General features: G+C 49.0%; 22 protein-coding genes and 1 riboswitch. Of the genes, 14 read left to right on the plus strand and 8 right to left on the minus strand.

Annotated features, from left to right (window positions below):
* The first annotated feature begins 673 nt into the window (after window positions 1–673).
* The 6 genes from AC58UX_RS28235 to AC58UX_RS28260 all read left to right on the plus strand — a co-directional run bounded on the left by AC58UX_RS28235 (window position 674) and on the right by AC58UX_RS28260 (window position 6,811).
* A complete protein-coding gene (locus tag AC58UX_RS28235) occupies window positions 674–1,621 on the plus strand; it encodes an acetylxylan esterase (protein ID WP_497258977.1) in 948 nt (315 codons plus the stop codon).
* 60 nt (window positions 1,622–1,681) lie between these two features.
* Window positions 1,682–2,251 (plus strand): GNAT family N-acetyltransferase, encoded by a 570-nt coding sequence (locus AC58UX_RS28240; protein WP_497258979.1) that lies wholly within the window; start codon window positions 1,682–1,684, stop codon window positions 2,249–2,251.
* 8 nt (window positions 2,252–2,259) lie between these two features.
* A riboswitch (cyclic di-AMP (ydaO/yuaA leader) is annotated at window positions 2,260–2,422 on the plus strand.
* A gap of 2 nt (window positions 2,423–2,424) precedes the next feature.
* Window positions 2,425–3,309 (plus strand): C40 family peptidase, encoded by an 885-nt coding sequence (locus AC58UX_RS28245; protein WP_497258981.1) that lies wholly within the window; start codon window positions 2,425–2,427, stop codon window positions 3,307–3,309.
* 185 nt (window positions 3,310–3,494) lie between these two features.
* Window positions 3,495–4,154, plus strand: a complete 660-nt coding sequence (locus AC58UX_RS28250) for a hypothetical protein (RefSeq protein WP_497258983.1) — start codon at window positions 3,495–3,497, stop codon at window positions 4,152–4,154.
* A gap of 156 nt (window positions 4,155–4,310) precedes the next feature.
* Window positions 4,311–4,865, plus strand: a complete 555-nt coding sequence (gene yyaC, locus AC58UX_RS28255) for a spore protease YyaC (RefSeq protein ID WP_497258985.1) — start codon at window positions 4,311–4,313, stop codon at window positions 4,863–4,865.
* Between the two features lie 44 nt (window positions 4,866–4,909).
* Window positions 4,910–6,811: an ABC transporter ATP-binding protein gene (locus AC58UX_RS28260; protein WP_497258987.1), complete on the plus strand. Its 1,902-nt coding sequence runs from the start codon at window positions 4,910–4,912 to the stop codon at window positions 6,809–6,811.
* Between the two features lie 362 nt (window positions 6,812–7,173).
* On the opposite strand, the gene AC58UX_RS28265 is transcribed toward AC58UX_RS28260, so the two are convergent.
* On the minus strand, window positions 7,174–7,800 hold the full coding sequence (locus tag AC58UX_RS28265) for a CcdC protein domain-containing protein (RefSeq protein ID WP_497258989.1): 627 nt from the start codon (window positions 7,798–7,800) through the stop codon (window positions 7,174–7,176).
* Window positions 7,801–7,939: 139 nt separating this feature from the next.
* On the opposite strand from AC58UX_RS28265, the gene AC58UX_RS28270 reads away from it, so the two are divergent.
* The 4 genes from AC58UX_RS28270 to AC58UX_RS28285 all read left to right on the plus strand — a co-directional run bounded on the left by AC58UX_RS28270 (window position 7,940) and on the right by AC58UX_RS28285 (window position 9,915).
* A complete protein-coding gene (locus AC58UX_RS28270; RefSeq protein WP_497258991.1) occupies window positions 7,940–8,236 on the plus strand; it encodes a hypothetical protein in 297 nt (98 codons plus the stop codon).
* Window positions 8,230–8,865, plus strand: coding sequence for an HAD-IA family hydrolase (locus AC58UX_RS28275; RefSeq protein WP_497258993.1), 636 nt, complete (start codon window positions 8,230–8,232; stop codon window positions 8,863–8,865). The genes AC58UX_RS28270 and AC58UX_RS28275 overlap by 7 nt, the downstream gene beginning before the upstream one ends.
* Before the next feature lie 141 nt (window positions 8,866–9,006).
* The gene (lspA, locus tag AC58UX_RS28280; protein ID WP_497258995.1) at window positions 9,007–9,471 is read left to right on the plus strand and encodes a signal peptidase II; all 465 of its coding nucleotides are present in this window, start codon (window positions 9,007–9,009) and stop codon (window positions 9,469–9,471) included.
* Between the two features lie 93 nt (window positions 9,472–9,564).
* Complete coding sequence (locus AC58UX_RS28285) at window positions 9,565–9,915, plus strand: hypothetical protein (protein ID WP_497258997.1); 351 nt, start codon at window positions 9,565–9,567, stop codon at window positions 9,913–9,915.
* Window positions 9,916–10,041: 126 nt separating this feature from the next.
* On the opposite strand, the gene AC58UX_RS28290 is transcribed toward AC58UX_RS28285, so the two are convergent.
* Window positions 10,042–12,189 (minus strand): DNA topoisomerase III, encoded by a 2,148-nt coding sequence (locus tag AC58UX_RS28290; RefSeq protein ID WP_497258999.1) that lies wholly within the window; start codon window positions 12,187–12,189, stop codon window positions 10,042–10,044.
* Between the two features lie 177 nt (window positions 12,190–12,366).
* Between AC58UX_RS28290 and AC58UX_RS28295 the strand changes: the two genes are divergently transcribed.
* From AC58UX_RS28295 to AC58UX_RS28305, 3 genes are read left to right on the plus strand one after another with little or no spacing between them, the layout of a single operon-like run.
* Entirely contained in the window at window positions 12,367–13,992 is a 1,626-nt protein-coding gene (locus AC58UX_RS28295; protein WP_497259001.1) for a diguanylate cyclase, read from the plus strand.
* A gap of 21 nt (window positions 13,993–14,013) precedes the next feature.
* Window positions 14,014–14,697: an NAD(P)H-binding protein gene (locus tag AC58UX_RS28300; RefSeq protein WP_497259003.1), complete on the plus strand. Its 684-nt coding sequence runs from the start codon at window positions 14,014–14,016 to the stop codon at window positions 14,695–14,697.
* Window positions 14,698–14,757: 60 nt separating this feature from the next.
* Window positions 14,758–15,051 (plus strand): Dabb family protein, encoded by a 294-nt coding sequence (locus tag AC58UX_RS28305; RefSeq protein WP_497259005.1) that lies wholly within the window; start codon window positions 14,758–14,760, stop codon window positions 15,049–15,051.
* Window positions 15,052–15,144: 93 nt separating this feature from the next.
* Here AC58UX_RS28305 and AC58UX_RS28310 read toward each other — a convergent pair whose 3' ends face one another.
* Entirely contained in the window at window positions 15,145–16,008 is an 864-nt protein-coding gene (locus AC58UX_RS28310; RefSeq protein ID WP_497259007.1) for a helix-turn-helix domain-containing protein, read from the minus strand.
* Between the two features lie 147 nt (window positions 16,009–16,155).
* On the opposite strand from AC58UX_RS28310, the gene AC58UX_RS28315 reads away from it, so the two are divergent.
* A complete protein-coding gene (locus tag AC58UX_RS28315; RefSeq protein WP_497259009.1) occupies window positions 16,156–17,454 on the plus strand; it encodes an alpha-glucosidase/alpha-galactosidase in 1,299 nt (432 codons plus the stop codon).
* Between the two features lie 140 nt (window positions 17,455–17,594).
* Here AC58UX_RS28315 and AC58UX_RS28320 read toward each other — a convergent pair whose 3' ends face one another.
* The 5 genes from AC58UX_RS28320 to AC58UX_RS28340 form a co-directional block, all read right to left on the minus strand.
* A complete protein-coding gene (locus AC58UX_RS28320) occupies window positions 17,595–17,912 on the minus strand; it encodes a dehydrogenase (RefSeq protein ID WP_497259011.1) in 318 nt (105 codons plus the stop codon).
* A gap of 67 nt (window positions 17,913–17,979) precedes the next feature.
* Complete coding sequence (locus AC58UX_RS28325) at window positions 17,980–20,172, minus strand: MMPL family transporter (protein WP_497259013.1); 2,193 nt, start codon at window positions 20,170–20,172, stop codon at window positions 17,980–17,982.
* 73 nt (window positions 20,173–20,245) lie between these two features.
* Window positions 20,246–21,625: a sensor histidine kinase gene (locus AC58UX_RS28330; RefSeq protein ID WP_497259015.1), complete on the minus strand. Its 1,380-nt coding sequence runs from the start codon at window positions 21,623–21,625 to the stop codon at window positions 20,246–20,248.
* Window positions 21,622–22,302: a response regulator transcription factor gene (locus AC58UX_RS28335; RefSeq protein ID WP_497259017.1), complete on the minus strand. Its 681-nt coding sequence runs from the start codon at window positions 22,300–22,302 to the stop codon at window positions 21,622–21,624. The genes AC58UX_RS28330 and AC58UX_RS28335 overlap by 4 nt, the downstream gene beginning before the upstream one ends.
* A 149-nt stretch (window positions 22,303–22,451) precedes the next feature.
* Window positions 22,452–22,898, minus strand: a complete 447-nt coding sequence (locus AC58UX_RS28340; protein ID WP_497259019.1) for a cupredoxin domain-containing protein — start codon at window positions 22,896–22,898, stop codon at window positions 22,452–22,454.
* Window position 22,899 lies beyond the last annotated feature (1 nt).

A 22,899-nucleotide genomic window follows, 5' to 3' on the forward strand; every position in this document is an offset into this window, starting at 1 on the left:
TCCAAATATACCACTAGTTGCTTCCGTAGGAAGCTGTAAAAATAAGCATTTGGAGTATTCCCATCGCCCGCTTAAATAAAAAGGACCACCTTCGGGTGGTCTTTTTTTATTTAAGCAAGACTGGGAAGAGAACCCTAGAGGGTTCGACCTTCCGTGCACACATCTGTGAATAGGCCTAAGTAGGACGAGCGTCCAAATATACCACTAGTTGCTTCCGTAGGAAGCTGTAAAAATAAGCATTTGGAGTATTCCCATCGCCCGCTTAAATAAAAAGGACCACCTTCGGGTGGTCTTTTTTTATTGGCATTTTAACCTCCATGGCTGTCCTTAATGATCCACCACTCCCCTCATTACCACCCATTCCTCCATTAACATCCAACCTACGCTACTTTCTACTTCCGAGAAATGGAACGAGGTTCCTCTATTTAGTGAATCCAGAGTGAGTTTGGAAAGTTGCGGAACGAGAGGGCGCTAATTTGCCCCAAAAGGCTCAAATGTCCACGGTTAAGCCTGATTAGCGGAACCACGTTCCGCAACTTTCTCCATTTTTGCATTTATATGAATTCCGGTACGCAGAAAGTTAGAGGATGCATGTCTTTTCTTAAGGAATTCCAATAGACGCAACGAGAGACGTGGGCTAAAATGGAAAAAACAGGAGAAGGAGAACTGCCAAATGAACGCTATTGAAAATCGTATTCATGGGTTGCACCAGTTTCGGTCGGAGCTAACGGCGCCTGCTGATCTGGCTGCTTTTTGGACAAGGACATATGCCGAGGCGACTCAAAAGGTAAGTTATACGCGTGAGCGGGTTGATGCTCCTTTTACACAAGCAGTTGTCCATAGAATTGTGTTAGAAGGCGCAGAGGGGACGCCGATCCATGCTTGGCTAATTCTGCCTAACGCGGAAGTTAGCCACAAGAAGGCTCCATGTGTCGTCACGTTCCCTGGCTACTCTGGATCCAAGGGAAAACCAGAGGATCATGCCGCCTGGTTGCTTATGGGGTATGCGGTGCTTGCGGTTGATGTTCGGGGGCAAGGTGGAGATAGCGGAAATACACTGCCGCTGGAGCACGGTATGACGAAGGGATGGATTACACAGGGCATCATGGATGCAGAAAAAAGCTATTACCGCGCAGTAGCTATCGATTCCTTGCGTGCTGTGTGCTGCGCGCTGGAGCAGCCTGAAGTAGACACCGAGCGCGTATTCGTATTCGGTGGGAGTCAGGGCGGTGGGCTGACGCTGCTCGTTACAGCGCTCGAGAAGCGTATTCGAGCAGCAATTGCCCATGTGCCCAATCTATGTCATATGGATCTGGGCATCCTGCAATCCGCGAGTTCGCTTAGCGAGGCGGCAGAGTTTGTGACAAGATTCCCGGATCGTTTGGCAGACGTACTGAAGACGATGTCTTATTTTGATATCGTGAATCTAGGCGATCGTATTGGGCAACCCGTACACGTGACGGTAGGTTTGAAGGATATGACTTGCTTGCCGGAGACGATTTTTGCCGCTTATAATCGGATCTCATCTGTGAATAAATCGATTGAGGTTCACCCCTTCATGGGTCATGCGATGCCAGCAGGTTTTCACACGGCTGCACATGCGTTTTTTTCTAAGTGGTAAGATGTTGCATGTTAGGAAGGGATAGTTGGAAACCATAGATTGGACAGGAGGGGCAGACAGATGGAGAATGAGGCAGTGTTTGAAGAGGTATTCGATTTGATGGTATCCGCATTTCCCGTTACCGAGATAAGGACATATGAAGGGCAGCGAGCCCTGCTATCGCATCCAAGCTATAACATTGATGTGAAGAGAGATGCAGATGGCCAGTTGCTTGGTTTTCTCGCAAGCTGGGATTTTAAGCGGTTTCGTTTTGTAGAGCATATCGCGGTAAGTGCTGTCAGTAGAGGCGGTGGGATAGGAAAACAAATGCTTACGATTTTTATGAGCAGCGCTACTACACCTATTGTGCTTGAAGTAGAGCCACCGAGTACGTCAGATGCCGAACGGAGAATTGCATTTTATGAGCGCTGCGGCTTCCATTTGAACCGATTTCCTTATGCTCAGCCTCCCCTTCGAGAAGGGCAAAAGGACTTACCGCTCCACATCATGAGTTATCCGAGCCCATTGACAGAGGATACGTTTAGTCCCTACAAGAGTGTGCTATATACAGAGGTTTATAGGCAGCCTGTGGGGGGTGTGGAAACACTTACCACCGCGCAAAGGTTGTCAAGCCAAAACGAACTATGCTAGTCTAACATAGACAAAAAATGCCGAATCTCGGAGCAGCAAAAGCTCTGGTACGGGGGACTTCTTTATTTGGGGTGAATGGATGCTTAGTTAGTCGTAGACTAATGGAGCGCACTAGGGAAAACCTCTTCCCGAACCCGTCAACTAACCTCGGAGGCTTCAAGGAGGACAATGTTTTGAAACTTTTTACAAAAAGTGTTATTTGCTCATGCGTTCTTGCAGGCGCAGCCATCGCTATGTTCAACGCTCCAGCAGCTCAAGCTGCGACAGACACCTCTTCGGTGAAGGTTCAAGTGAATGACGAATTGGTGCAATTCCCTGAAGTACAGCCGTTTATCGACACGGAGGGTAAGCTTCAGGTGCCATTGCGCGTGCTGTCGGAGAAGCTAGGTTATGAAGTGGACTGGGCGAAGCAAGGTGATGAAGTTGTCGTAACGCTGAAGAACGACGAGCAGGCGATTCAACTAACGACAGATGATGATCAAGCGATCGTCAACAGTAAACCAGTTGAATTAGAAAGCAGTCCGACGTTGCTGGAGGGAAGCACCTATGTTCCTTTGCGTTTTATCACAGAGACGTTTGGATCTGCGATCGCGTGGAATGATGCGAATAAAATCGCCATCGTCGAAGAGGACGGGAAGTCCCACAAGCCAGCTTGGATTGCACCGCCACCAGTAGCTGCAGTAGCAAAGGCTGTTCAGCCAAATGTTTCGGCTCAAATTATTCAAGCTGCTTCGACTTTTAAAGGCGTGCCTTACCGTTGGGGTGGAACAACACCTAAGGGCTTCGATTGCTCTGGATTCGTTCGTTATGTGTACGAGGCCAAAGGCATCGAGCTGCCGCGCACCTCTGTGCAGATGTATGATCAAGCAGGGGCAAGAGTGACGGATTTAAAAGAAGGAGATCTTGTATTCTTTGCTTCAGGCATCGTCAATCATGTGGGCATCTATGTGGGAAATAAGCAATTCATTTCCGCAACGACGTCCAGAGGTGTAGTGGTCGATAGTCTCGCAAGCTCCTATTGGAGCTCCAGATATGTAGGCGCCAAACGCGTGCTGTAAACGAAGGACTAACTTAAGTAACAGTAAGTTGTGTAAGAGCATATGTTCGTTATGGCTTTCTTAAAAGAAAGCGTAGCGGGCAGATGCTTTTTTTTTGCGCGAATATGTGCGATTTTTATCGAATTTTTGAGAATTATAGCCTATAATGGGAAAGTGGTTGGAAGAAAGTAGGTGACGCGTGCGACATGCAAGTCAGTGTCTGGAAAAACTGGTTTCATAAAATTAAATTGTCGAGTCGAACAGATCGCACGTATAGCGTAGAAACGGGTCCCGCCATACCGGAAGAAATCCGGGAAGTGATTGGGCAATTTTTTCAAACCTATAACCATTTCAAAGGGGCACGGCAATTCCAAACGGATACGTTCATTAAAGAAGTATTCTATGCGACCAAGCAAGATCCCAAGGATCAGCGCTCGATAGACGAGATGGAAGCTTACATTCATAGCAAAAATACACATCGCTTGCGATTGAAATCGTACATCATCGATGAGTATTTACGCGTTGGTGAAAAGGTGTGCATGATCGGCGTGACAAGGGAGTTTAGCAATTCGCACCGAAATCGTGTGCTTTATTTTATCGTAAATGAGGATGGGGCTTGGCGGTTTCACCATATCGTGAGATCCCATCATGGCAAAATTATAGAGAAGTTTAAAGTGAAGGAACAGGTTGGATTTGTTGTTGGGGACGATAAAGTGGCGCTTCTCTTTTTAACACATGCAGATTCTGCAGACGCTTCTACCTATATGTTGGGTGATTATGTCCATACGGAAGGTTATTTGGAAGTGGAGCAAGAGGTAAGCGGTCAACTCTATTATCGTGTCGTACGGATGAACCGTGTTCATTAATTGGTGAGTTATCAGGACAATCAAGCAGCATGAATAGGCTTTGCTCAGTTGAGTAACGCTTATTTGGTGTACCCGAAGAATGTGCTTAAGTGGACACAGGCTGCCTCCGTATGAAAGAATAGAATTATTATTCAACAGGTGAAGAGAGATGTGTACATGCCTGAAAGGGAGGCAAAAGTGGAGAGAGAACCGATGGAGCTGCAGGAGAAGTTTTTGAAAAAGGTGACGGGTGAGCAGTTAGGCCAGTTTCTGCAAAAGATAGCTACGAGCAATGAGCTGGATCCGGTGAGGTTGGCTTTTGTATGTATAGGGACAGATCGTTCGACAGGGGACTCGCTGGGTCCGCTTGTTGGGAGTAAGCTTGTAGAGCTCGGATACCCGCATGTAATTGGCACGTTGGCGGCACCGTGTGATGCAAGTAATTTGGCCTTGCGTCTGCAAGAGATTCCGCCGAATGTCGTGGTGATTGCGATAGATGCTTGTTTAGGGCAAAAGTTGAGTGTGGGCTTGTACCAGCTGTCCAATCAGCCTTTGGCTCCGGGGAAATCAGTCGGAAAGGTGCTGCCACCGATTGGCGACTACACCATTGCAGCGATCGTGAATGTGGATGGGCCTAGACAGTACAATGTACTGCAAACAACCTCGTTATATCATGTGCTCAGGATGGCGGACGAAGTGACAAGTGCGATTACCTATGCTCTTCCATTGTAGTGGAGGGCAGCAAAGATAAGTAAGATCGGAGTGGTAAGTGAGTGATGGGACCAGGTGGACCAGGGGGAATGGGGCGGCTTTCCGATCGGAATCGGCCGAAGGCGAAGTTGAAGGATGTATCGATACGAAGGATTTTGTATTTGTTTAAAAGGTATTGGGGACAGCTCTTGGTGATTATCGGCTTGGCGCTGCTTGCGGCAGTGATCGGGTTAGTCCCTCCCTTAGTGATGAAGGAAATTATTGATACGGCAATTCCTCAGGGGCGAGTAGAGCTATTGGCTGTCATGGCGCTGCTGTTAATTCTGCTGCCTGTGTTGAGCGGCGTGCTCGGCGTATGGCAAAACCACTTGAATACCAAAGTAACCCAAGGGGTTATTCGGGATTTGGGGCAGTCGTTGTTTCATAATTTGCAGCGGCAATCGATGGCATTTTTCACGGATGCGCGGTCAGGGGAAATTGTTCAGCGGATTACAGGTGATGTGCAATCTGTACAGAGTGTCGTGACCTCCATCGTTGTATCCTCGATCACGCAGATCGTGATTGTGTTCACGACAATAGGCATTTTATTTGCGCTCGATTGGAAGCTGGCGATCATTTCGGTGCTTATCCTTCCACTCTTCGTGCTGCCTGTGAAAAAGGTATCCAAGGTGCGGAAGGCATTGCGGCTAGAAACGCAAAAGGTGCGCTCAGATATCACTTCGCAGCTGAATGAGAACTTTGGTATTTCAGGTGCGTTGTTGACGCGGATTTTTGGCAGAGAGAAGCAGCAAGAGCAGGAATTTACCACAATGAATCAAAAGGTGATGGATCTCGAGCTGCGGCTCAATCTGGTTGGCCGTTGGTTTGGTATGGCTACGAGCACGCTTGGACCGTTAGGAACGGCTATTATTTATATTTATGGCGGTTACTCCGTTATCCAAGGAGACATGACCTTAGGCTCTATCGTCGCGTTCACGGCGTATTTGGGGCGTTTGTATATGCCTGTAGGGACACTATTGAACCTACAAGTCGAGGTAGCGACGGCGCTGGGGGTGTTTCAGCGGATTTTTGAGTATCAGGACATGGTGCCTGATGTCATGGATGCTGAGGGAGCGCGCCAGCTAGGACCAGTGGCGGGGCGTGTGAGTTATAAGATGGTGTCTTTTGCTTATAAGACGGGGGATTCGGGGCGGAAGGGGAGCCTGGAGGATCGAGGCGAAGTAAGACGGAAGATGAGCCTAGAGGATAAAGGCGAAAAGCCAGTGCAGTATGCGCTGCGCGACGTCACCTTCGAGGCGCAGCCTGGTGAAATGGTCGCGCTCGTAGGACCTAGCGGCGCCGGGAAGTCGACGCTGATCGGGATGATCGCGCGGCTGTACGACCCGACGGCCGGCGTCGTTGAGGTCGACGGCGTCAACGTCCGCGACGTGGGGTTAGCGTCGCTGCGCGCGCAGATCGCGTATGTGACGCAGGAGTCTTTTCTGTTCCACGCGACGATTGGCGACAACCTGCGCTTTGCGCGGGAGGACGCTACGCGTGAGGAGATGGAGGCCGCGTGTCGGCAGGCCTACATCCACGATTTTATCGTGTCGCTCCCCGAAGGGTACGACACGATGGTTGGAGAGCGCGGCCACCGGCTCTCCGGTGGCGAGCGCCAGCGGATCGCGATTGCTCGCGCGATCCTGAAGCGCCCGCGCATCCTCATCCTCGATGAGGCGACGTCGCACTTGGACTCGGAATCCGAGTCCTATGTGCAGGCGGCGCTCGAGGAGCTGATGCAAGGGCGCACGACGCTCGTGATCGCGCACCGGCTCTCCACGGTGCTGGCCGCCGATCACATTCTGGTGATCGAGGCGGGCAGCGTCGTGGAGCGGGGCACGCATAGCGAGCTGCTTGCACTGGAAGGGCTGTACGCGCGGCTGTACAGCACGCAGTTCGCGAAGGCTGCCGAGGAGGCAGCGAAGTGAGGCAGAGGGCGGCGTAGCGGCAAGACGTAGCTATAGCCACTATCCCCTTCGCTCAGGCCAGCAAGAGTTGAGTTGATTCATATCCTGAGTCAATGGGATAGTGCCCATATAATTTGGCGTCGAAAGTGAGTATCGCCAATTGAATGGGCGAAAACACGAGTGTTAAGGTCCGAAAAGGGCTTTAAAGTATAGCGGGATACTCGCAATGTAGCCAATAGCGTCCCAAAAGGGCGTTAAAAACAAGAATCGCCCAATAAGGGACGTCACAGGCAGATCGCTTGCCTAGTGGTGATAGAAAGGGAGGTTCCCCCAGGTCAGTTGACCTAGGGGAACCTCCCTTTCTTGTCTTTGCTAAGAGTAGCTTACTCCACCCGAACGTTCGCCTGGGGACCAGGAGCTCCTGCGGAGGGAGCTACATGGCTCCCGATCTCGCCATCGTCGCTATCCGCCAACCCTGCCGGATCCAATTTGGTGCCTTCACGCAGTAAGTAGCCGAAAAACAAGACATAGTACGATACGATGATGAAGAAGACGCCGGCGGTGACGGGGTCTTTGGTGAACTGAGAGAAGTCAGCAGGTGAAATGTTGGTGGTTGTTCCCGTGGAGATGGCAATGGCAGCGTAGCGATACGCGATACGGCCCAGAAAGAGTACAAGCACGGTGACTTCAACCCAAAGATGTGTGCGGTAATACCAACCATCTGTTCGATGCTCGAAGCGGGTGTGGCGAATCGCCGTTCGTCCAAGCAAAGCGCCGCATGCAAGGCCGATGAGATAGCCGATAAAATGGATCGGATGCACGAAGCCGAGGAGGAAGATGATCACGCCGAGAAGGCCGAACAGCGACAGACGAAAGGTGAGTCTGCCTCGCGAAAGCTTTTGAAATCCAATGGTGCGTTTCGCCCTTCGATAAATAAAAAATCCAAAGATAAGAATAGGAATCACATAATGCAATGTGTCCTGCAGGGGAAACACCTCCAAACCTGTCATTGTATTTCCTAATTGTAGCAAATTTGGACGGCCCATCGTGAGAAATGTTATTCCGTTTACAAAATTGTGTCATACACTTAATAGTAGCTTGATAAACTTACTATTACACACTTAAAGTGCCGCAAGGAGTTGACGGTAAATGGCCCTGATCACTCATGTTAATGTATGTAACGCAGTTAATGAAATTTACTGTTGTCTTCGCAATAAAGTCGTGAAACTGGACGTGCAGCAAAGAGAGCAGTTTTGCAAAGGCTGTAAAATGTTTGCAGGTGGCGCAGTGGGCTATGACCGAGGCGTTTCCTGTGTGTGGGAAGATTTGCGACTCATCAGCAATCCGCATGTGGCCCTGGATCCAGCCCAGGAGTTCAAAGATAATCAAATCCGCCAAGTGCCGCCCGAGGGTCCGGCCTTATTTGTATATACACCCAGATGGTAAAACACGTACTATTTGATTTTGACGGGACACTTGTCGATTCTAGAGCGCTGCTGGTGAAGCTCTATAATGAAATGGCTAACCAATATCGATTTCGCCCTATCCGTGAGCAGGATTTGGCCCCTTTGCGTTCAATGTCAATTTCCGAGCGCGTAGATCGGTTAGGGGTGCCAGTACTCCAAATTCCTAAGCTCATGGTCGCTGGGCGACAGCTGTATCACGAAAACATTCGATCACTGCAAATTGTGCCTGGTATGAAGGATGTCATTGCGAGGCTTTCCGCACAAGGCGTCAAAAGCTCGATCCTCTCTTCCAATTCCGAAGCGAATATCCGTCTATTTCTTAAAAAAAACAAGCTAGAGAGCTCCTTTAAGGAGATCATTTCGGCAAAGCACATTTTTGGCAAGCATCATTCCATTCGCAAAGTGATGAAGCAGTGGGGAACTACGCCTACGCGCATGATTTATGTCGGTGATGAATTGCGGGATATTGAATCCTGTAAGAAATTAGGCGTGCCTATCGTGGCTGTCACATGGGGGTATGATTCTCCCCAGCTATTGCTCAGCGGGCATCCGGACCACATCGCACATACGCCTGGAGAGCTGTATCGGACGTTGATGAGCTTAAATTGATGTTGGTAAAAGGATACAGGAGCCGCCACAGCGAGAGAGTACTGGGGGGGCTTTTCGTGCTGCGCAGAATTAGCAGTTTCACTTTCTTTTCAAGTAAAATAGAGAGGTAAAGGCTGAAGCTAGAGAGGTGGAATGGGCAACATGCTATTTTATTCGATTATTTTTGTGATTACGGCTGTCGATCAGCTGTCTAAGATATGGATTCGTTCGGTGATGGAGGTTGGGGAATCCATGCCTTTTTATAAAGACGTGATTTCGTTTACGTATTATCAAAATAGCGGGGCGGCCGGCAGTTCGTTGCAAGGATGGGCTCCCGTATTGGGGATCCTGGCTGTGCTCATTGTTGCCGGGATCTGGTGGTACCGCAGGCAAGGAGGCCTGCCAGGCACGTTAAAACAAAGCGCAGCAGCGCTGCTGGTCGGCGGAGCGATAGGTAATGCGATAGAGCGGCTGTTATTCGGCAAGGTGACAGACTTTATCGTTATTCACTCAGGGAATGGTGTGATGAATTTAGCCGATATTGCGATTAATTTGGGTGTTGTTCTTTATTTGGTGGACATGCTGTTATTACAAAGAGGGAAACATAAAGAACTTCAAATTTCATAGGTATAATAGCCCTTGAATGTTCAGCTAATATAGAACTAAAGAACTATTTATGGTATGCTTTAAGTAGTAGGAAGAAAGTGGAGGGATGATCTCATGAAAGTCGATCGACAAATACTTGTTGATGAGTTTTTTGCGATGATTCGAAAGTTGAACCGCACGGGTTCCGACATTATGCATGTGAGGGAATTTTTCTGGCGGTCGTCTGAAATTCGCGGATTTGTTCCACCGAATGTTGAGTTTATGACAGTTCTCAAAGCGTATAATGCGGTGCTTTTTCACGAGTTTCGCAAATCACTTGTGCCACATACGAGTATGCACATTTTAGCTAACGTACATATGGAAGCTGGAGATGCGTTGGTTAATCTTGGTATCACAAGTTTGGAACAACTCGAGTTAGCGGTTAAAGGCAGAATATTAACGAAAACGCAACAAGTTGTCAGCTAAAAGCGATGAACCTGCCGATGCAGGTATTAGAACGAGGTCGCTCATCCTCGAGTTACTTCGATAGAAGCTTTACTCATAGTGTAAAAGCCCAAGCGAGATGCAGTCGCTTGGGCTTTATTCTTGGTATTAGTCTTCCTTCTGCTGCTGAAGGGCTGCAAGTAGCTTGTCAGCGAGCGAGTTCCCGACACTAGCTTGATCCGAGAACTTCTCGATCAACTGGCGGTTCGCTTTCGCAGTGGCCTTGCGACCTCCCCCCGTAGACTCGCCGTCGATTTTCTCAACAACATTGCAGGGACGACATTGAAAATATTTGCCGGCTTTGCCTGTGTGTATTTCCATCTTCTTATGGCATTGCGGACATCTATGGTTCGTTAATTGTCCATCTGCTTCCCGTTTATAGGCGCATTCACGACTGGAACATACCAGATAGCGTCCTCGTTTGCCTTTAACTTCCTGTAAAAACTCACCGCAATCGGGGCATTTGCTGCCGGTTAAATTATGCGGTTTATACGCGGCGGAGCTATGTTTTACCTCGTCAACCAGCTCCGCTGCTTTCTTGCGGATACCGCTAAGGAAGGCATCCATGCTGCCCTTGCCTTTGGAAATACGTTCGAGCTCCTGCTCCCAACGAGCGGTAAGCTCAGGAGAACGCAGCTCTTCAGAGGCCAGTTCGATAAGCTGGGTACCCTTGCCGGTAGGGATGAGCAAGGAGCCTTGGCGCTCAATCGTGTCTGCGGACACGAGCTTCTCGATGATATCTGCGCGAGTCGCAGGTGTGCCAAGACCAAACTTCTCCATCTGCGATAGCAAGGAAGCTTCGTTATGGCGAGAAGGCGGCTTCGTTTGGCGGCTAACTTGGCGAACGTTGCGAGCGGTTACTGCGTCTTTCTCAGACGCTTGGGGAAGCAGTTGGCCCGCATCGTCCTCGGCATCATTGTCTTCGCGATCCGGATCGGTGAAGTCGGTGGCGCCATAGACCTCTTTCCAGCCAGCCTCTTTCACGACTTTGCCGGAAGCATAAAGCTTTTCACCAGCGATGTCGATCGTTAGCTTCGTCTCATCGTAGCGGCAAGGACCGCTGAATAGAGCTAGGAATCGACGGACTATCAGATCATAGAGTCGGCGTTCGTCTGCACTTAACGTAGCGAGTGAGATGGCTTCTCCGGTCGGGATAATCGCATGATGGTCACTGACCTTCGTGTCATCGACGATTCGCTTTGTGATCGTAAGCGGCTTACGGATAAAAGGTGCAGCAAGCGCCGCATAAGGGCCAATGGCTGCTCCTTTCAAACGGCCGAGCAGGGTCGGCACCATATCGGTGGTCAAATAACGCGAATCCGTTCGCGGGTAGGTGACCAGCTTGTATTGTTCATATAGTCGCTGCAGGACATTCGACGTCTGTTTGGCAGAGAAGCCGAATTTGCGATTCGCATCGCGCTGCAGCTCGGTCAAATCATAAGCAAGCGGGTGCGGAATCTGCTTCTCGGTTTTATTTACCTGCACGATGCGGCCGCTCTGGCCTTGCAGTTTGGCTTTCAAGGCGTCGGCGCGCTCGCGATCAAAGATGCGCGAGTCGCCGGTCTTCGGGTCCCGCCACTGGGCGCGGAAGGACCCGAGCTCGGCTTCGATCAACCAGTAGTCGACGGACCGGAAATCCCGGATTTCCGCTTCACGGTTGATCATCATGGCCAGCGTGGGCGTCTGTACACGCCCAGCGGATAACGACGCGCCGAACTTGCTGGTCAGCGCGCGGGTTACATTGAGGCCGATCAGCCAATCAGCCTCGGAACGGCAGACGGCTGCTTGATACAGCCGGTTGTAGTCTGTGCCAGGCTTCAGCTGCGCGAAGCCTTCGCGAATCGCCTGATCCGTCTGCGACGAGATCCAAAGCCGTTTGAACGGCTTCTTCCAGCGGATCAGCTCCATAATCCAGCGCGCGACGAGCTCGCCTTCGCGCCCCGCATCGGTTGCGATGACCAGCTCGGAGAGGTCACCGCGACGGCTGAGATGCTCGATGGCACGAAACTGCTGCGACGTTTCTTTCATGACTTTGAGCTTCATTTTGCCAGGGATAATGGGCAGATCTTCAAGGTTCCAGGTCTTGTACTTCGGATCGTAATCATCGGGCTCCGCGAGCGTAACGAGATGGCCGAGTGCCCAAGTGACGACATATTTGGCACCTTCGAAGTGGTGCTTTTGCTTCTGATTACAGCCGAGTACGCGAGCAATTTCTTTGGCTACGCTTGGTTTTTCAGTCAATACGAGAATTTTCATCGGGTTCACTACCTCTTTTCTACTTAACAAATAGCATAAGCGATAGGGGATTACTTTTCAAACCGGCGAAAAACCGAAATAATCGTATGATTATGCCATAAATTAGCCAAATCAGTCTATTTTTATCTGAATATAAGGTATAATGAAGATATAGACATATAAGGGTGGAAAACCTCGATGGGGCATTTGTTGTTTTCTCTTTTTATCGATCATACCATTAAAACAAGGCTTCAACTCTGGATAAGCGCATTCATTTTGCTGCTGACGTTTTCGATCATTGTTCCTTTTTACTTCATAGAGAAGGGCAATCGGTTAGAGGAGGCTGGGGTTCAACTCAAGCAAGTGATCGCCTTGCAGAGCTTATATATCGAACGCTGGAATCAGGAAAAGCTGGATGCGATCAAACGGTTCGCACTTTCAGATAATGCCAAGTTTCATCGAATCGGTGATTTAAAAAGGGAGTTTCAAGATTTTGCGAAGGTGAACTCGGAGTTTTATTCGATTACCTTTGTGGAGCCGGATGGCTATATTCGCTCGGATACGAACACGATTTATGTGGGAGATCGGCAGTACTTCTCGAAAGGGAAGGAAAATAAAAGCTTCGTTTCGGGCGTCGTGTTGTCCAAAGAAAATGGCGAGCCCGTTATCACGTTCTCGGCTCCCGTTATTGGCGATCATCATGATTTCAAAGGGCTTGTGCTCGGTGTCGTCACCCTTGATATGCTGAATAAATTGATTGCTCAGCTTAGCTTTGGAGAGACGGGGGAAGTCTATGTGCTTGATGCACAGGGCAATATTGTAACAGCCTCCGACCATGCCAAGAATCGTTCGATGATACAGCCTCTTGCATCGGAGATTTATCAACGTGCGAAGATGAATAGCAAGGATCAGAGTGTCTATACTGGTTTCCGAGGGGAGCGTGTCTACGGTCAGTACAGATGGTCCCTCGAGAAAAATTGGTTAGTCGTTGGCGAGATCACGCAGAAGGAAATTTTCCAAAAGCTGAATGAATTAAGCATGACGATTATTATCATTTCCTTGATCGCGCTGCTTCTCAGTATTGCGGCTGCTGTGTTTACTGCTGCTAAGATCGAGAGGCCGATTCGCTATTTGCTGCGAGCCACGAAGATCATTCAGAAGGGGAACTACGATTACCAGATTGATGCGGATAAAATAAGAAAAGCTCCTGTGGAGCTGCGCCAATTGGTATCTACGTTTAATCTGATGTCGGATCGGCTAAAGTCGAATATTTCGCTGTTGGAGCAATCGGCATGGATGGATCAACTGACAGACATACATAATCGTCGATATATCATGCTAGAGGGTAACAAGCGATTGCAGACGTGTATTTTTACCGGTCGGACATGTTCCGTCATGATGATGGATATTGATCATTTTAAAAAAATTAATGACACGTATGGTCACTTGGTTGGTGATGGCGTACTTCATCATGTGGCTAGCCTCTTGAAGCGATATGCAGGGGACGATACCATTGTGGCAAGGTATGGCGGTGAAGAGTTTATTCTATTGCTTCTGTGTAAAGATGCGGAGGAGAGCGCCAGATTGGCCGAGGAATTGAGAGCGCTATTCATTGCGGAGCCATACCGCAGAGACGAGCTTACGGTCAAACTCACAGCGAGCATCGGCGTTGCGGAATATTCGCCTACATTGGAATACGGAACGATGGTGCTGGAAGATATGGTTTCTCGGGCTGACCATGCTCTATACCGGGCAAAGTCTGCTGGAAGGAACCGGGTTGAAGTGGATACCAAATGGTCCTATGATGAAAATAATCATGTATAAATATGATGGTGGAGGCGTGCTATGAAAGGGAGAACAGCGATTGTTGCGGGAGGAACTGGCTTAGTTGGACAAGAGCTGCTTAAACAGCTCGTGAATGATCCAGACTATGATAAAATTATTGCGCTAGTTCGAAAGAAGCTAGATGTAGAGCAGCTAGGCGGGCATGCGAAGCTGGAGCAGCGGGTGATCGATTTTGGGAAGCTTGGTGAGAGTTTGAAGGCTTCTGAGGTATCCCATGCGCACGTGTTCTGCACGCTAGGAACGACGATTAAAAAAGCAGGCTCCAAGCAGCAATTTCGCCGAGTGGATCGTGACTACCCCTTGCTGCTGGCGGAAGTGGCTAGTAAGTCGCAAGCAGATGTGTTCGCGATTGTGACTGCCATGGGTGCAGATCGCACGTCCTCCTTTTTCTATAACCAGGTAAAAGGTGAGGTCGAGGAGAAATTGCGAGGAACACGGCTTCGTGCGCTGTACCTCCTCAGACCTTCTCTAATTCTTGGCAACCGCGGAGAGTTCCGTTTGGGTGAAAAGCTGGGAAGCATCGTGGCGCGAGCTATATCTCCGTTAATGACGGGACGTCTACGGAAGTATCGCCCTATTCAGGCGAGCACTATTGCAACAGGCCTCATTCGAGTCGCCAAGTCGGGGAAAACAGGGGTTCAGGTGTTGAGCTCTGATCGGATTGCGTCGATAGCCGGTAGATGATAAGATTAGTGGCGTTTATTATTTATTATATTTATTGAATAAAGAAAGAAGGTTCACATCATGATTGATCATATTGTCCTTGTTAAATTTGGTGAGTCCACAACGCAGGAGCAGCTGCAAGAGGTTGTTGATCGTTTCAAAGCGCTGCGTCCCCATCTGACAGGTATCGTGGATATCCAAGCGGGTCTTAATTTTTCGGAGAAAAATCAAGGCTTCCAAGTGGTGCTTTCGGTGCGGTTTGAAGATCGCGCTGCGTTGGCTGCTTACGGTCCAAACCCTGAGCATCAAGAGGTTGCAGCCTATATTCGTGAAGTTGGCCGTGTGGATAGCTTGATTGTGGATATTGAAATTTAGTGATCTCGAGGAAACCTAGGTAATACAAAAGACAACCGCATGCGGTTGTCTTTTTTTTCATTGTAGCGGCTGCGTGCGCGCTGTTGATGTGCTTCAGAGCTGTGCGCTGCGCAGTTCTTTGCGATACACCGAGGGCGCAGAGCCACTCCATTTGTGAAACTGCTTGGAGAAGTATAGCGCATCGTTAAAGCCGACGGAGGAGGCGACCTGATCGATCGTCATGGCGGTTTCCAGCAGCTCCTTGGCGCGTTCCATGCGGATGTTGAATAAATACTGCATCGGTGATAAGCCGGTGGATTGTTTGAACATTTTACACAAATAGGTACGATGATAGCCTAGGCTGCGAGCGAGATGCTCGATCGAGACGGTTTGCGTGTACTGCAGCTCTAAGTAGCGAATGGCTTGACCAATTTGACGTTGGATATCGGTTTCAGCAGCGGGCTTCATCAAAATTTGGTCGGTATTCACACGACCAAGCTCACGAAGAAGCAGACGCAGCCAACCCTCAGCTTCCAGTTCCTCCAACTGCGGAAAAGCGGTTTGGCGAAAAGCGGAGCGGATATGGCGATAGTAGTGCCGAATCGTACGCGGCTTACTGCCAGAGACGACTGCTTGATCGGCGGACACGCCAATTTGGGCAAGCACTGTGCTTGCGGCTCTGCCGGTAAACGCAACCCACGTATAGTGCCAAGGCGTTACAGGATCAGCGGTGTAGGTGAACAGCTCGCCTGGATAGATGATGAATGTATCTCCGGCTGTGCAGGAGTAGGTACGACCACTCATTTCAAAAGTGCCCGTTCCGGCATGTACCGTATGGATTAAGTAGTAGTCATGTACAGCGGGTCCCATGCGATGAAGCGGGAGGGGCTTGCCTTCACCGCTAAAAAGTACAGACAAATCAAGATTACTGTGAAGGGGATTAATGCTGACTTTGAAGTAGGTGTGATCTGGAAACATAGGAGCCTCTTTAAGTTTTTTAATTTGAGCGTACGCTATTAAACTACAAATGTCCATATTGGAGTTGTTTCATTCCATATTTTTCATATCAGTCTTGCGCTATAGTTAGGATATGTTAATAGATGAACTATTGGAGGAGATTCTCACATGTCCAAAATTACTTTTTTAGGTGCAGGAAGCACAGTTTTTGCGAAAAATGTACTTGGTGATTGTTTGCTTACACCCGCGCTGCAAGGCTTTGAAATCGCTCTCTTTGATATTGATCATGAACGTTTGCAAGACTCAGCGAACATACTGAATAACATCAAGAAAACAAGCGGAAGTACATCGAATATTATAACGTATACGGACCGAAAAGAAGCGCTCAGAGGCGCTAAATATGTGGTGAACGCGATCCAAGTAGGTGGCTATGATCCATGTACAATTACGGATTTTGAAATTCCGAAAAAGTACGGTTTGCGCCAAACAATTGCCGATACGGTGGGGATTGGCGGTATTTTCAGAAACTTAAGAACAATCCCGGTGATGTTGGATTTTGCTGCGGATGTGCGTGAAGTATGTCCAGATGCGCTGTTCCTCAATTACACGAATCCGATGGCGGTGCTGACTAATGTCATGAACACGTATGGCGGTGTGCGTACGGTAGGGTTGTGTCACAGTGTACAGGCTTGCGTGCCAGAATTGTTTAAGCATTTGGGGATGGATCAAACAGGGGTTAAGTCGAAAATCGCAGGAATCAATCATATGGCTTGGCTGCTTGAAGTGTCCAAAGACGGCGTCGATCTGTACCCTGAGATTAAGCGTCGGGCGGCTGAGAAGCAAAAAGAAAAGCACAAAGACATGGTTCGCTATGAAATGATGCTGAAATTCGGCCACTATATTACGGAATCCTCGGAGCATAATGCAGAGTATCATCCGTACTTCATCAAACGGAATTACCCAGAGCTGGTGGATCGCTTTAACATTCCACTCGATGAGTATCCGCGCCGCTGTATCGATCAAATCAGCAGATGGAAGCAAATGCGTGAGGATCTCTTGAACGATGCGAATCTATCGCATGTGCGTTCACATGAGTATGCTTCGTACATTTTCGAGGCAATCGAGACGGATGTTCCGTTCAAAATCGGCGGTAACGTCATGAACACCGGCTTGATCACGAACTTACCGCGCGAAGCGTGTGTGGAAGTGACATGCTTGGTTGATCGCAACGGCGTTACACCGACGTATGTAGGGGATCTGCCTCCGCAGTTGGCGGCGCTGAACCGCACAAACATTAACACGCAGCTGTTGACGATTGAAGCGGCAATTACTGGTAAACGTGAGCATATTTATCACGCAGCGATGCTGGATCCGCACACTTCGGCGGAGTTGTCGATGGACGATATCATCGCGATGTGCGATGAGTTGATTGAGGCGCACGGCAAGTGGTTGCCTGAGTATCGCTAGGAAATTGGTGGGTCGCAAGGACGGAGGTCCTTGCGGCCTTTTTTTGTACTGCCCTTCGTGCGTCGACCGAGCGCTAGCGCACAAAAAAGAGCGGTAATAAACCGCTCTTTTCGCATTGTTTAAACCGCATCGCTCTACTATTACCCGCCAAATGCGTCACGAAACGCCTCATTCAAGCTTGCCAGCTCGACATTCCATATAGGAGCCACCTCGGGCGCAACATTTTCGCCGAACCAGTCAGCTAGCAATCGACGGTTGCTGCCGTTCTCGACGATGAAAGGGAGATTCAGCATCACTTTTTTCACATAGATCGTCTCGGCGGACTTGATTTGCTCAAGGGTAAGATAAATTTTTAGCCGCTTAATTGTTCGATATAACTCCTTGTTGCAGGCTCTCCGAATGGCACGAGCGTTGGGGAGTTGCTGCTTGTGACGTTCACTTTGTTTCTGATACACCATACAGGGATCGACGCTCCTCTCTCTGATATGTGTATGCACAGAGAGGGCGGAGAGCGACTCGGGACAACTACCTATTGCGCCCAAGTTCGTGAAGAAAGCTTCGCTGTATCCTCACGCGGTCCATATTGGTCATCAGTGCAGGAAGCAGCATACCTCGAACGAGGAAGGTATCGATGAGGATGCCTGCCGCCATCGCGAATCCAAACAGCAGCAGTTCTTGTAAAGGCTGTGTCATTAAGACACAGAAGGTCGCAGCCAGTACGATGCCAGCTGAAGAGATGACGCCGCCAGTTAACGCCGCGCCGCGTTGCACGGCTATTCGCCATGGATGGTGCTGTGCTTCCTCTTGCACCCGAGATACCAAGATGATGTTATAGTCCACGCCTAACGAGATGAGAAAAATAAAGGTGTACACTGGTAGACGGTAGCTGAAGGCATCGTGACCAAATCCGAAATGAAACACACTCCAGACGATTCCTATCGTAGCTGCGTAGGACAGCAGCATGGTGGCCATCATGGTGAGTGCCAGTCGAATGGAGCGGGACTGCCAGATGAGCATAACGGTAATCAAGACCGTAATGAGTGAGAAAATAACGATCGTATCACGTTTATTCATAGTACGAACATCAAGCTGCTCTGCAGTCTGGCCAGCATAATGCAGGGTGAACTGGCCAGGCTCGAAGCCACTCTGCTCAAGCATGGCATCACTATCCTTACGTAAGTTGGAGATCACCTCAAGTGCGGCTTGATCATAGGGATTCATTTTCAGGATCAGCTGAAACTTCATCGTATGCTTAGGTAAATCGACATTTTCAGAATCGACCGCCGCTTTCAGCGAATTAATCCCCTCACGCCCCCGGATAAGTTCGGTTAGAGTACTTATTTTGCTATTAAACGACGCATCCCTTTCGATTGCTTTCTCCGACTCCAAAAGGACAGTGACTGGCGCCAATTCCCCCTGTGGGAATCGTGCTTCCAGAATTTCAAAGCCTTGCCTGGAAGAAATATCGCTAGGGAAGGATTTCATGAGATTAAACGAGTAGCGCATGTCTAGTGAAGATAGAGCAGGTACCGCCAGAACGATAATGATTACAATAGCGGTTATCCGTGGCTTTGTGGTAACACGAGTGCTTATCCACGACCAGAAGCCGCGAGGCTCTTCATTCGCTTGAACTATATCCGCACGCGGAATGAACGGCCAAAAAGCTTTCCGCCCAATGAATGCAAACATGGCAGGAATTAACGTCAACCCACCGAGCAAAATGACCAACATCGCGATAGAGAAGACAGGGGCAAAGCTATGATAGGGTTTAAACACAGCAGTGAATAAAGTGATCATGGCGATTAGCACGGTGCCGCCACTGAAGAAAATCGGTTCAGCTACGTTGGAGAAGGCCTTCGCCATCGCATCGTACTTGGAATCCGTGGTCCGCAGGGCGGAACGGTAGCGTGCAATGATAAATAAGCAGTAATCCGTCAACACGGCAAAAAGCAAGATCATCATGATGGAGAGGGATTGCTTCTCGACGAATATCCAGCCCATTTTGCCAGCTAAGCCTATGAGTCTATCGACGACTGCATACACCATGCCTGCGATAACCAAGGGTAACAAGGCTAGAAGCGGGGAGCGATAGATGACGATTAAAATGATGAGAATGATCCCAAGTGTGGCGAGCATTAACACAATATCGGCTTTTTTGAAGAGCATGATGGTATCAAACGAGATACCCGCAGGACCTGTAATTTCAAGCTTCATGTTCCCCAATCCTTGCTGCTCCGACATATGACGAATCTGTTCTAGAGTATCGTAGACAGGACCAGATGCCAGCTCTTTCTGTAGGGAGAGTGTTAGCAAGAGCGTTGTTCGATCTGCGGAAAATAAGAGCTCTTGCTGCGCGGCAGGCATTTGATGAAAGGGGAGAGAACGCGTGACGTAGGGTGGTTTCTGATTAGAAGCCAGCCACGTACTGATGCTCGTAATAGCACCACGTTCAGAATCCGTAATGGGTTTGTCGGAATGGAACACGAGGATGGCCGTTAAGCCATCTTGGGAAGGGTAATTCTGTTTTAGTAGCTGTTCAGCTTCTTCAGACAGGGTATAGCCAGTTAGGCTGCCTTCACCACCGCTTTGGGCGACTTCCTTGGAAGATGGCGCAAATGCGCTTAATAATAGGATGGCAGCTAGCCAGCTGATGAGTACGATTTTGACACCTTTGGCACTACTAACGAACTTGGCAAGACGTGATAAAGTATGTTTCATGCAGGTTCATTCCCCTCTCCTAAATCTATTTCAAATAGTAGGAGAGGAATATGAACGGATGATGAATGGGAGATTACATTCGAGGCAGTCGAACGGTGAAAGTAGTCCCTTTGCCGAGCTCACTTTGCACATGAATACTGCCACCGTGCAGCTCGATGATTTTCTGAACAATGGATAAACCAAGGCCCGTGCCAGCACTGGCACGGTTTCGGGAACGATCCGCTTTGTAGAAGCGGGTGAAAATATGAGGCAGCTCCGCCTCCGACATACCAATCCCTGTGTCGCTTACCGTGACGGTGACCTCCGTCTCTGATGGCTGAATCGCGAGGTGTAAAGCGTCATGCGGGCGTGCGTATTTAATACCATTCGTAATGAGGTTAAGCCAAACCTGATGTATCAATTGGTGGTCAGCCGAGACGTCTGTTTCTGGCAGATCCAACTCAATTGCCAGGTCTTTATCCGACCATTGCCACTCCGTATGAATAAGAATTTGACGGATTTGTTCGTCCAGCCGGTACACGGTGCGCTTAACTAGGTGACTCTCTTTATCTAACGAGGCTAGTGTTAGGAGCTGTTTGCTGAGAGAGGACAACCTTCGGCTTTCGTCTAAAATGATATGAAGATAGCGCTCCTTCTCCTCCTCGGAGGTCGAATGATCCAGTATGGATTGGGCAAAGCCCTGAATCGAGGTTAACGGAGACTGGATTTCATGGGAGACGTTGCCCACGAATTCCTGCCGCATATCCTCAACCTGTTTGAGCGATTGTGCCATGTAGGTGAAATCTCGAGCAAGCTCCCCGATTTCATCTTGACGGGAAACGTCCATCGTTATGTCGTAGCTGCCGCCAACGATCCGCCTTGTGGCTTCTCGTAATTTTTTGATAGGCTTCACAATGAATTGGGAGAGAATAATGATAAGGACGATGCTGAACAGGAAGGTAAGCCCGAGCAGAAAAGCCATCAGGACGCGCACGCCGCCGATCTGCTGTTCCAGATTAGGCCGAACAAACAAGGCATACGTTTTCCCCTGCACCTGAACAGGAACACCGATACTGTTGCGCAGGCTATTTTCAAAATAGCCAATCACCATCAAGAGATGACGTTCCTGCAGCATCCCTCGGTACGTTTCTCCCGCTAAAACACGATGAATTTGCTCCGGATCAAACTGCGTATGTTTATACGGCGTTCCATAGAAGGTGCCTGCCATCTGTTCATTTACGACATAAAGCTGAAACCCCATATTGGCAATATGGGTGAAATAGGTATCGGGCTCAACACTCGGCATTTCCTCGTATAGCGCGCGAATTTCCGTTGTAATTCTCCAGATCTGCTCTTCATTCTGATCTCTTAATTTCGTTAGATAATACCAATTCGAAAGAAAGAGTGCGAGCACCGAGCTGACCATTGCGATGAGAATAAACGTAACAACGATGCGAAAATATAATGTTTTCACCCTTCTGTCACCTCAAGCTTGTAACCAAGTCCTCTCACCGTCGTAATCATAAAGTCACTTGTTTTCTCGTAAAAACGCTCCCGCAGTCGCTTTATATGAACATCGATGGTTCGGCTGTCACCCGCATAATCTGTGCCCCACAGCATGTGAATCAGTTGCTCACGCGTGAAAATGCGCCCAGGATGACTCGCCAATTGGGCGAGCAGCTGGAATTCTTTAAGCGGTAACAACAGGGTTTCACCTGCGATCGTGACTTCATAGCTTTTGCGATTGATGACCGTGTGGCCAAGTGTAATTATCTCTGAGGAAACCAACTGGTAGCGTCGCAATAAGGCGCGCGCTCGGAAGAGCAGTTCCTTCGGCTCGAACGGCTTTACCACGTAATCATCGGTGCCTGAGGCAAAGCCTCGCTCTTTATCTTCAATCTCTCCTTTGGCAGTCACAAGAAGAACGGGAATATCATAGTGTTTGCGGATTTCAGCGCACAGCTCTAAGCCATCACGCAGCGGCATCATCACATCAACAACCGCGAGATGGATTTGTTCCGTTTCCAGCAGTCTCGAAGCCTGCTCACCGTCACTTGCTTCAAAGACAGCATACCCTTCTTTGGAAAAAAGGAAGCGCATTAATTCGCGAATATGGGCATCGTCATCGGCGACGAGTATATGTGTTTTCACAGGGAAGCACCTTCTTCATTGAGAATCAATTGAGCTTGGCATCAGTGTAAACGAAAAAAAACCTTATTGCCACTTCTGGCATCGAGCCGCCTAATGATGACGATTCGAGGTGGTAGAAGGTGACTAAAGGTTTTAACTGGAGAGGCTTTTTAATGCACTTCAATATAGCCGATCATCGGCCCGCTATGCGCCATATCTGTATGGGTCATGCATATTAGGCGATAGGTACCTGCTTGATTAGCTGTAAAATGGACGATGGTTTCTTTGCCTTTTTTGATCTCGCCGCTGATATTGAGCCCCTCTATGAGAAAGGGATGACTTTCGCCATTGACGCCATAGATGCTGAGCTTAATATGCTCACCTTTACGCACATCGACAGAGCCGGGGTCCCAGCGATAGGCTTCGATGGTTTTGCCATCAGCTGTGGTTGATTTGAACTCCCCAACAACCATATGAATGGTGCGTTCTGCCGTGGGTTCGGCTAAGGTCGGCAGGATGGTTGCTCGGTTTACATACAGCCATCCGATGAGAAGAAGTAGAAGTGCGGCTGCTAGTTGAACGACGTGCTTGCGTTTGACAATCCATACTCGGGACATA

It is taken from the genome of Paenibacillus sp. J22P90 (assembly GCF_059692195.1).

Bases quoted from the DNA above. Each gene is read 5' to 3' on its own strand.
- AC58UX_RS28290 (WP_497258999.1), bottom strand. From the start codon at position 12,189: ATGAAAATTCTCGTATTGACTGAAAAACCAAGCGTAGCCAAAGAAATT.
- AC58UX_RS28295 (WP_497259001.1), top strand. From the start codon at position 12,367: ATGGGGCATTTGTTGTTTTCTCTTTTTATCGATCATACCATTAAAACA.
- AC58UX_RS28305 (WP_497259005.1), top strand. From the start codon at position 14,758: ATGATTGATCATATTGTCCTTGTTAAATTTGGTGAGTCCACAACGCAG.
- lspA (WP_497258995.1), top strand. From the start codon at position 9,007: ATGCTATTTTATTCGATTATTTTTGTGATTACGGCTGTCGATCAGCTG.
- AC58UX_RS28240 (WP_497258979.1), top strand. From the start codon at position 1,682: ATGGAGAATGAGGCAGTGTTTGAAGAGGTATTCGATTTGATGGTATCC.
- AC58UX_RS28315 (WP_497259009.1), top strand. From the start codon at position 16,156: ATGTCCAAAATTACTTTTTTAGGTGCAGGAAGCACAGTTTTTGCGAAA.
- AC58UX_RS28265 (WP_497258989.1), bottom strand. From the start codon at position 7,800: ATGACAGGTTTGGAGGTGTTTCCCCTGCAGGACACATTGCATTATGTG.
- AC58UX_RS28310 (WP_497259007.1), bottom strand. From the start codon at position 16,008: ATGTTTCCAGATCACACCTACTTCAAAGTCAGCATTAATCCCCTTCAC.
- AC58UX_RS28325 (WP_497259013.1), bottom strand. From the start codon at position 20,172: ATGAAACATACTTTATCACGTCTTGCCAAGTTCGTTAGTAGTGCCAAA.
- AC58UX_RS28285 (WP_497258997.1), top strand. From the start codon at position 9,565: ATGAAAGTCGATCGACAAATACTTGTTGATGAGTTTTTTGCGATGATT.
- AC58UX_RS28340 (WP_497259019.1), bottom strand. From the start codon at position 22,898: ATGTCCCGAGTATGGATTGTCAAACGCAAGCACGTCGTTCAACTAGCA.
- AC58UX_RS28235 (WP_497258977.1), top strand. From the start codon at position 674: ATGAACGCTATTGAAAATCGTATTCATGGGTTGCACCAGTTTCGGTCG.
- AC58UX_RS28270 (WP_497258991.1), top strand. From the start codon at position 7,940: ATGGCCCTGATCACTCATGTTAATGTATGTAACGCAGTTAATGAAATT.
- yyaC (WP_497258985.1), top strand. From the start codon at position 4,311: ATGCCTGAAAGGGAGGCAAAAGTGGAGAGAGAACCGATGGAGCTGCAG.
- AC58UX_RS28260 (WP_497258987.1), top strand. From the start codon at position 4,910: ATGGGACCAGGTGGACCAGGGGGAATGGGGCGGCTTTCCGATCGGAAT.
- AC58UX_RS28300 (WP_497259003.1), top strand. From the start codon at position 14,014: ATGAAAGGGAGAACAGCGATTGTTGCGGGAGGAACTGGCTTAGTTGGA.
- AC58UX_RS28250 (WP_497258983.1), top strand. From the start codon at position 3,495: ATGCAAGTCAGTGTCTGGAAAAACTGGTTTCATAAAATTAAATTGTCG.
- AC58UX_RS28275 (WP_497258993.1), top strand. From the start codon at position 8,230: ATGGTAAAACACGTACTATTTGATTTTGACGGGACACTTGTCGATTCT.
- AC58UX_RS28320 (WP_497259011.1), bottom strand. From the start codon at position 17,912: ATGGTGTATCAGAAACAAAGTGAACGTCACAAGCAGCAACTCCCCAAC.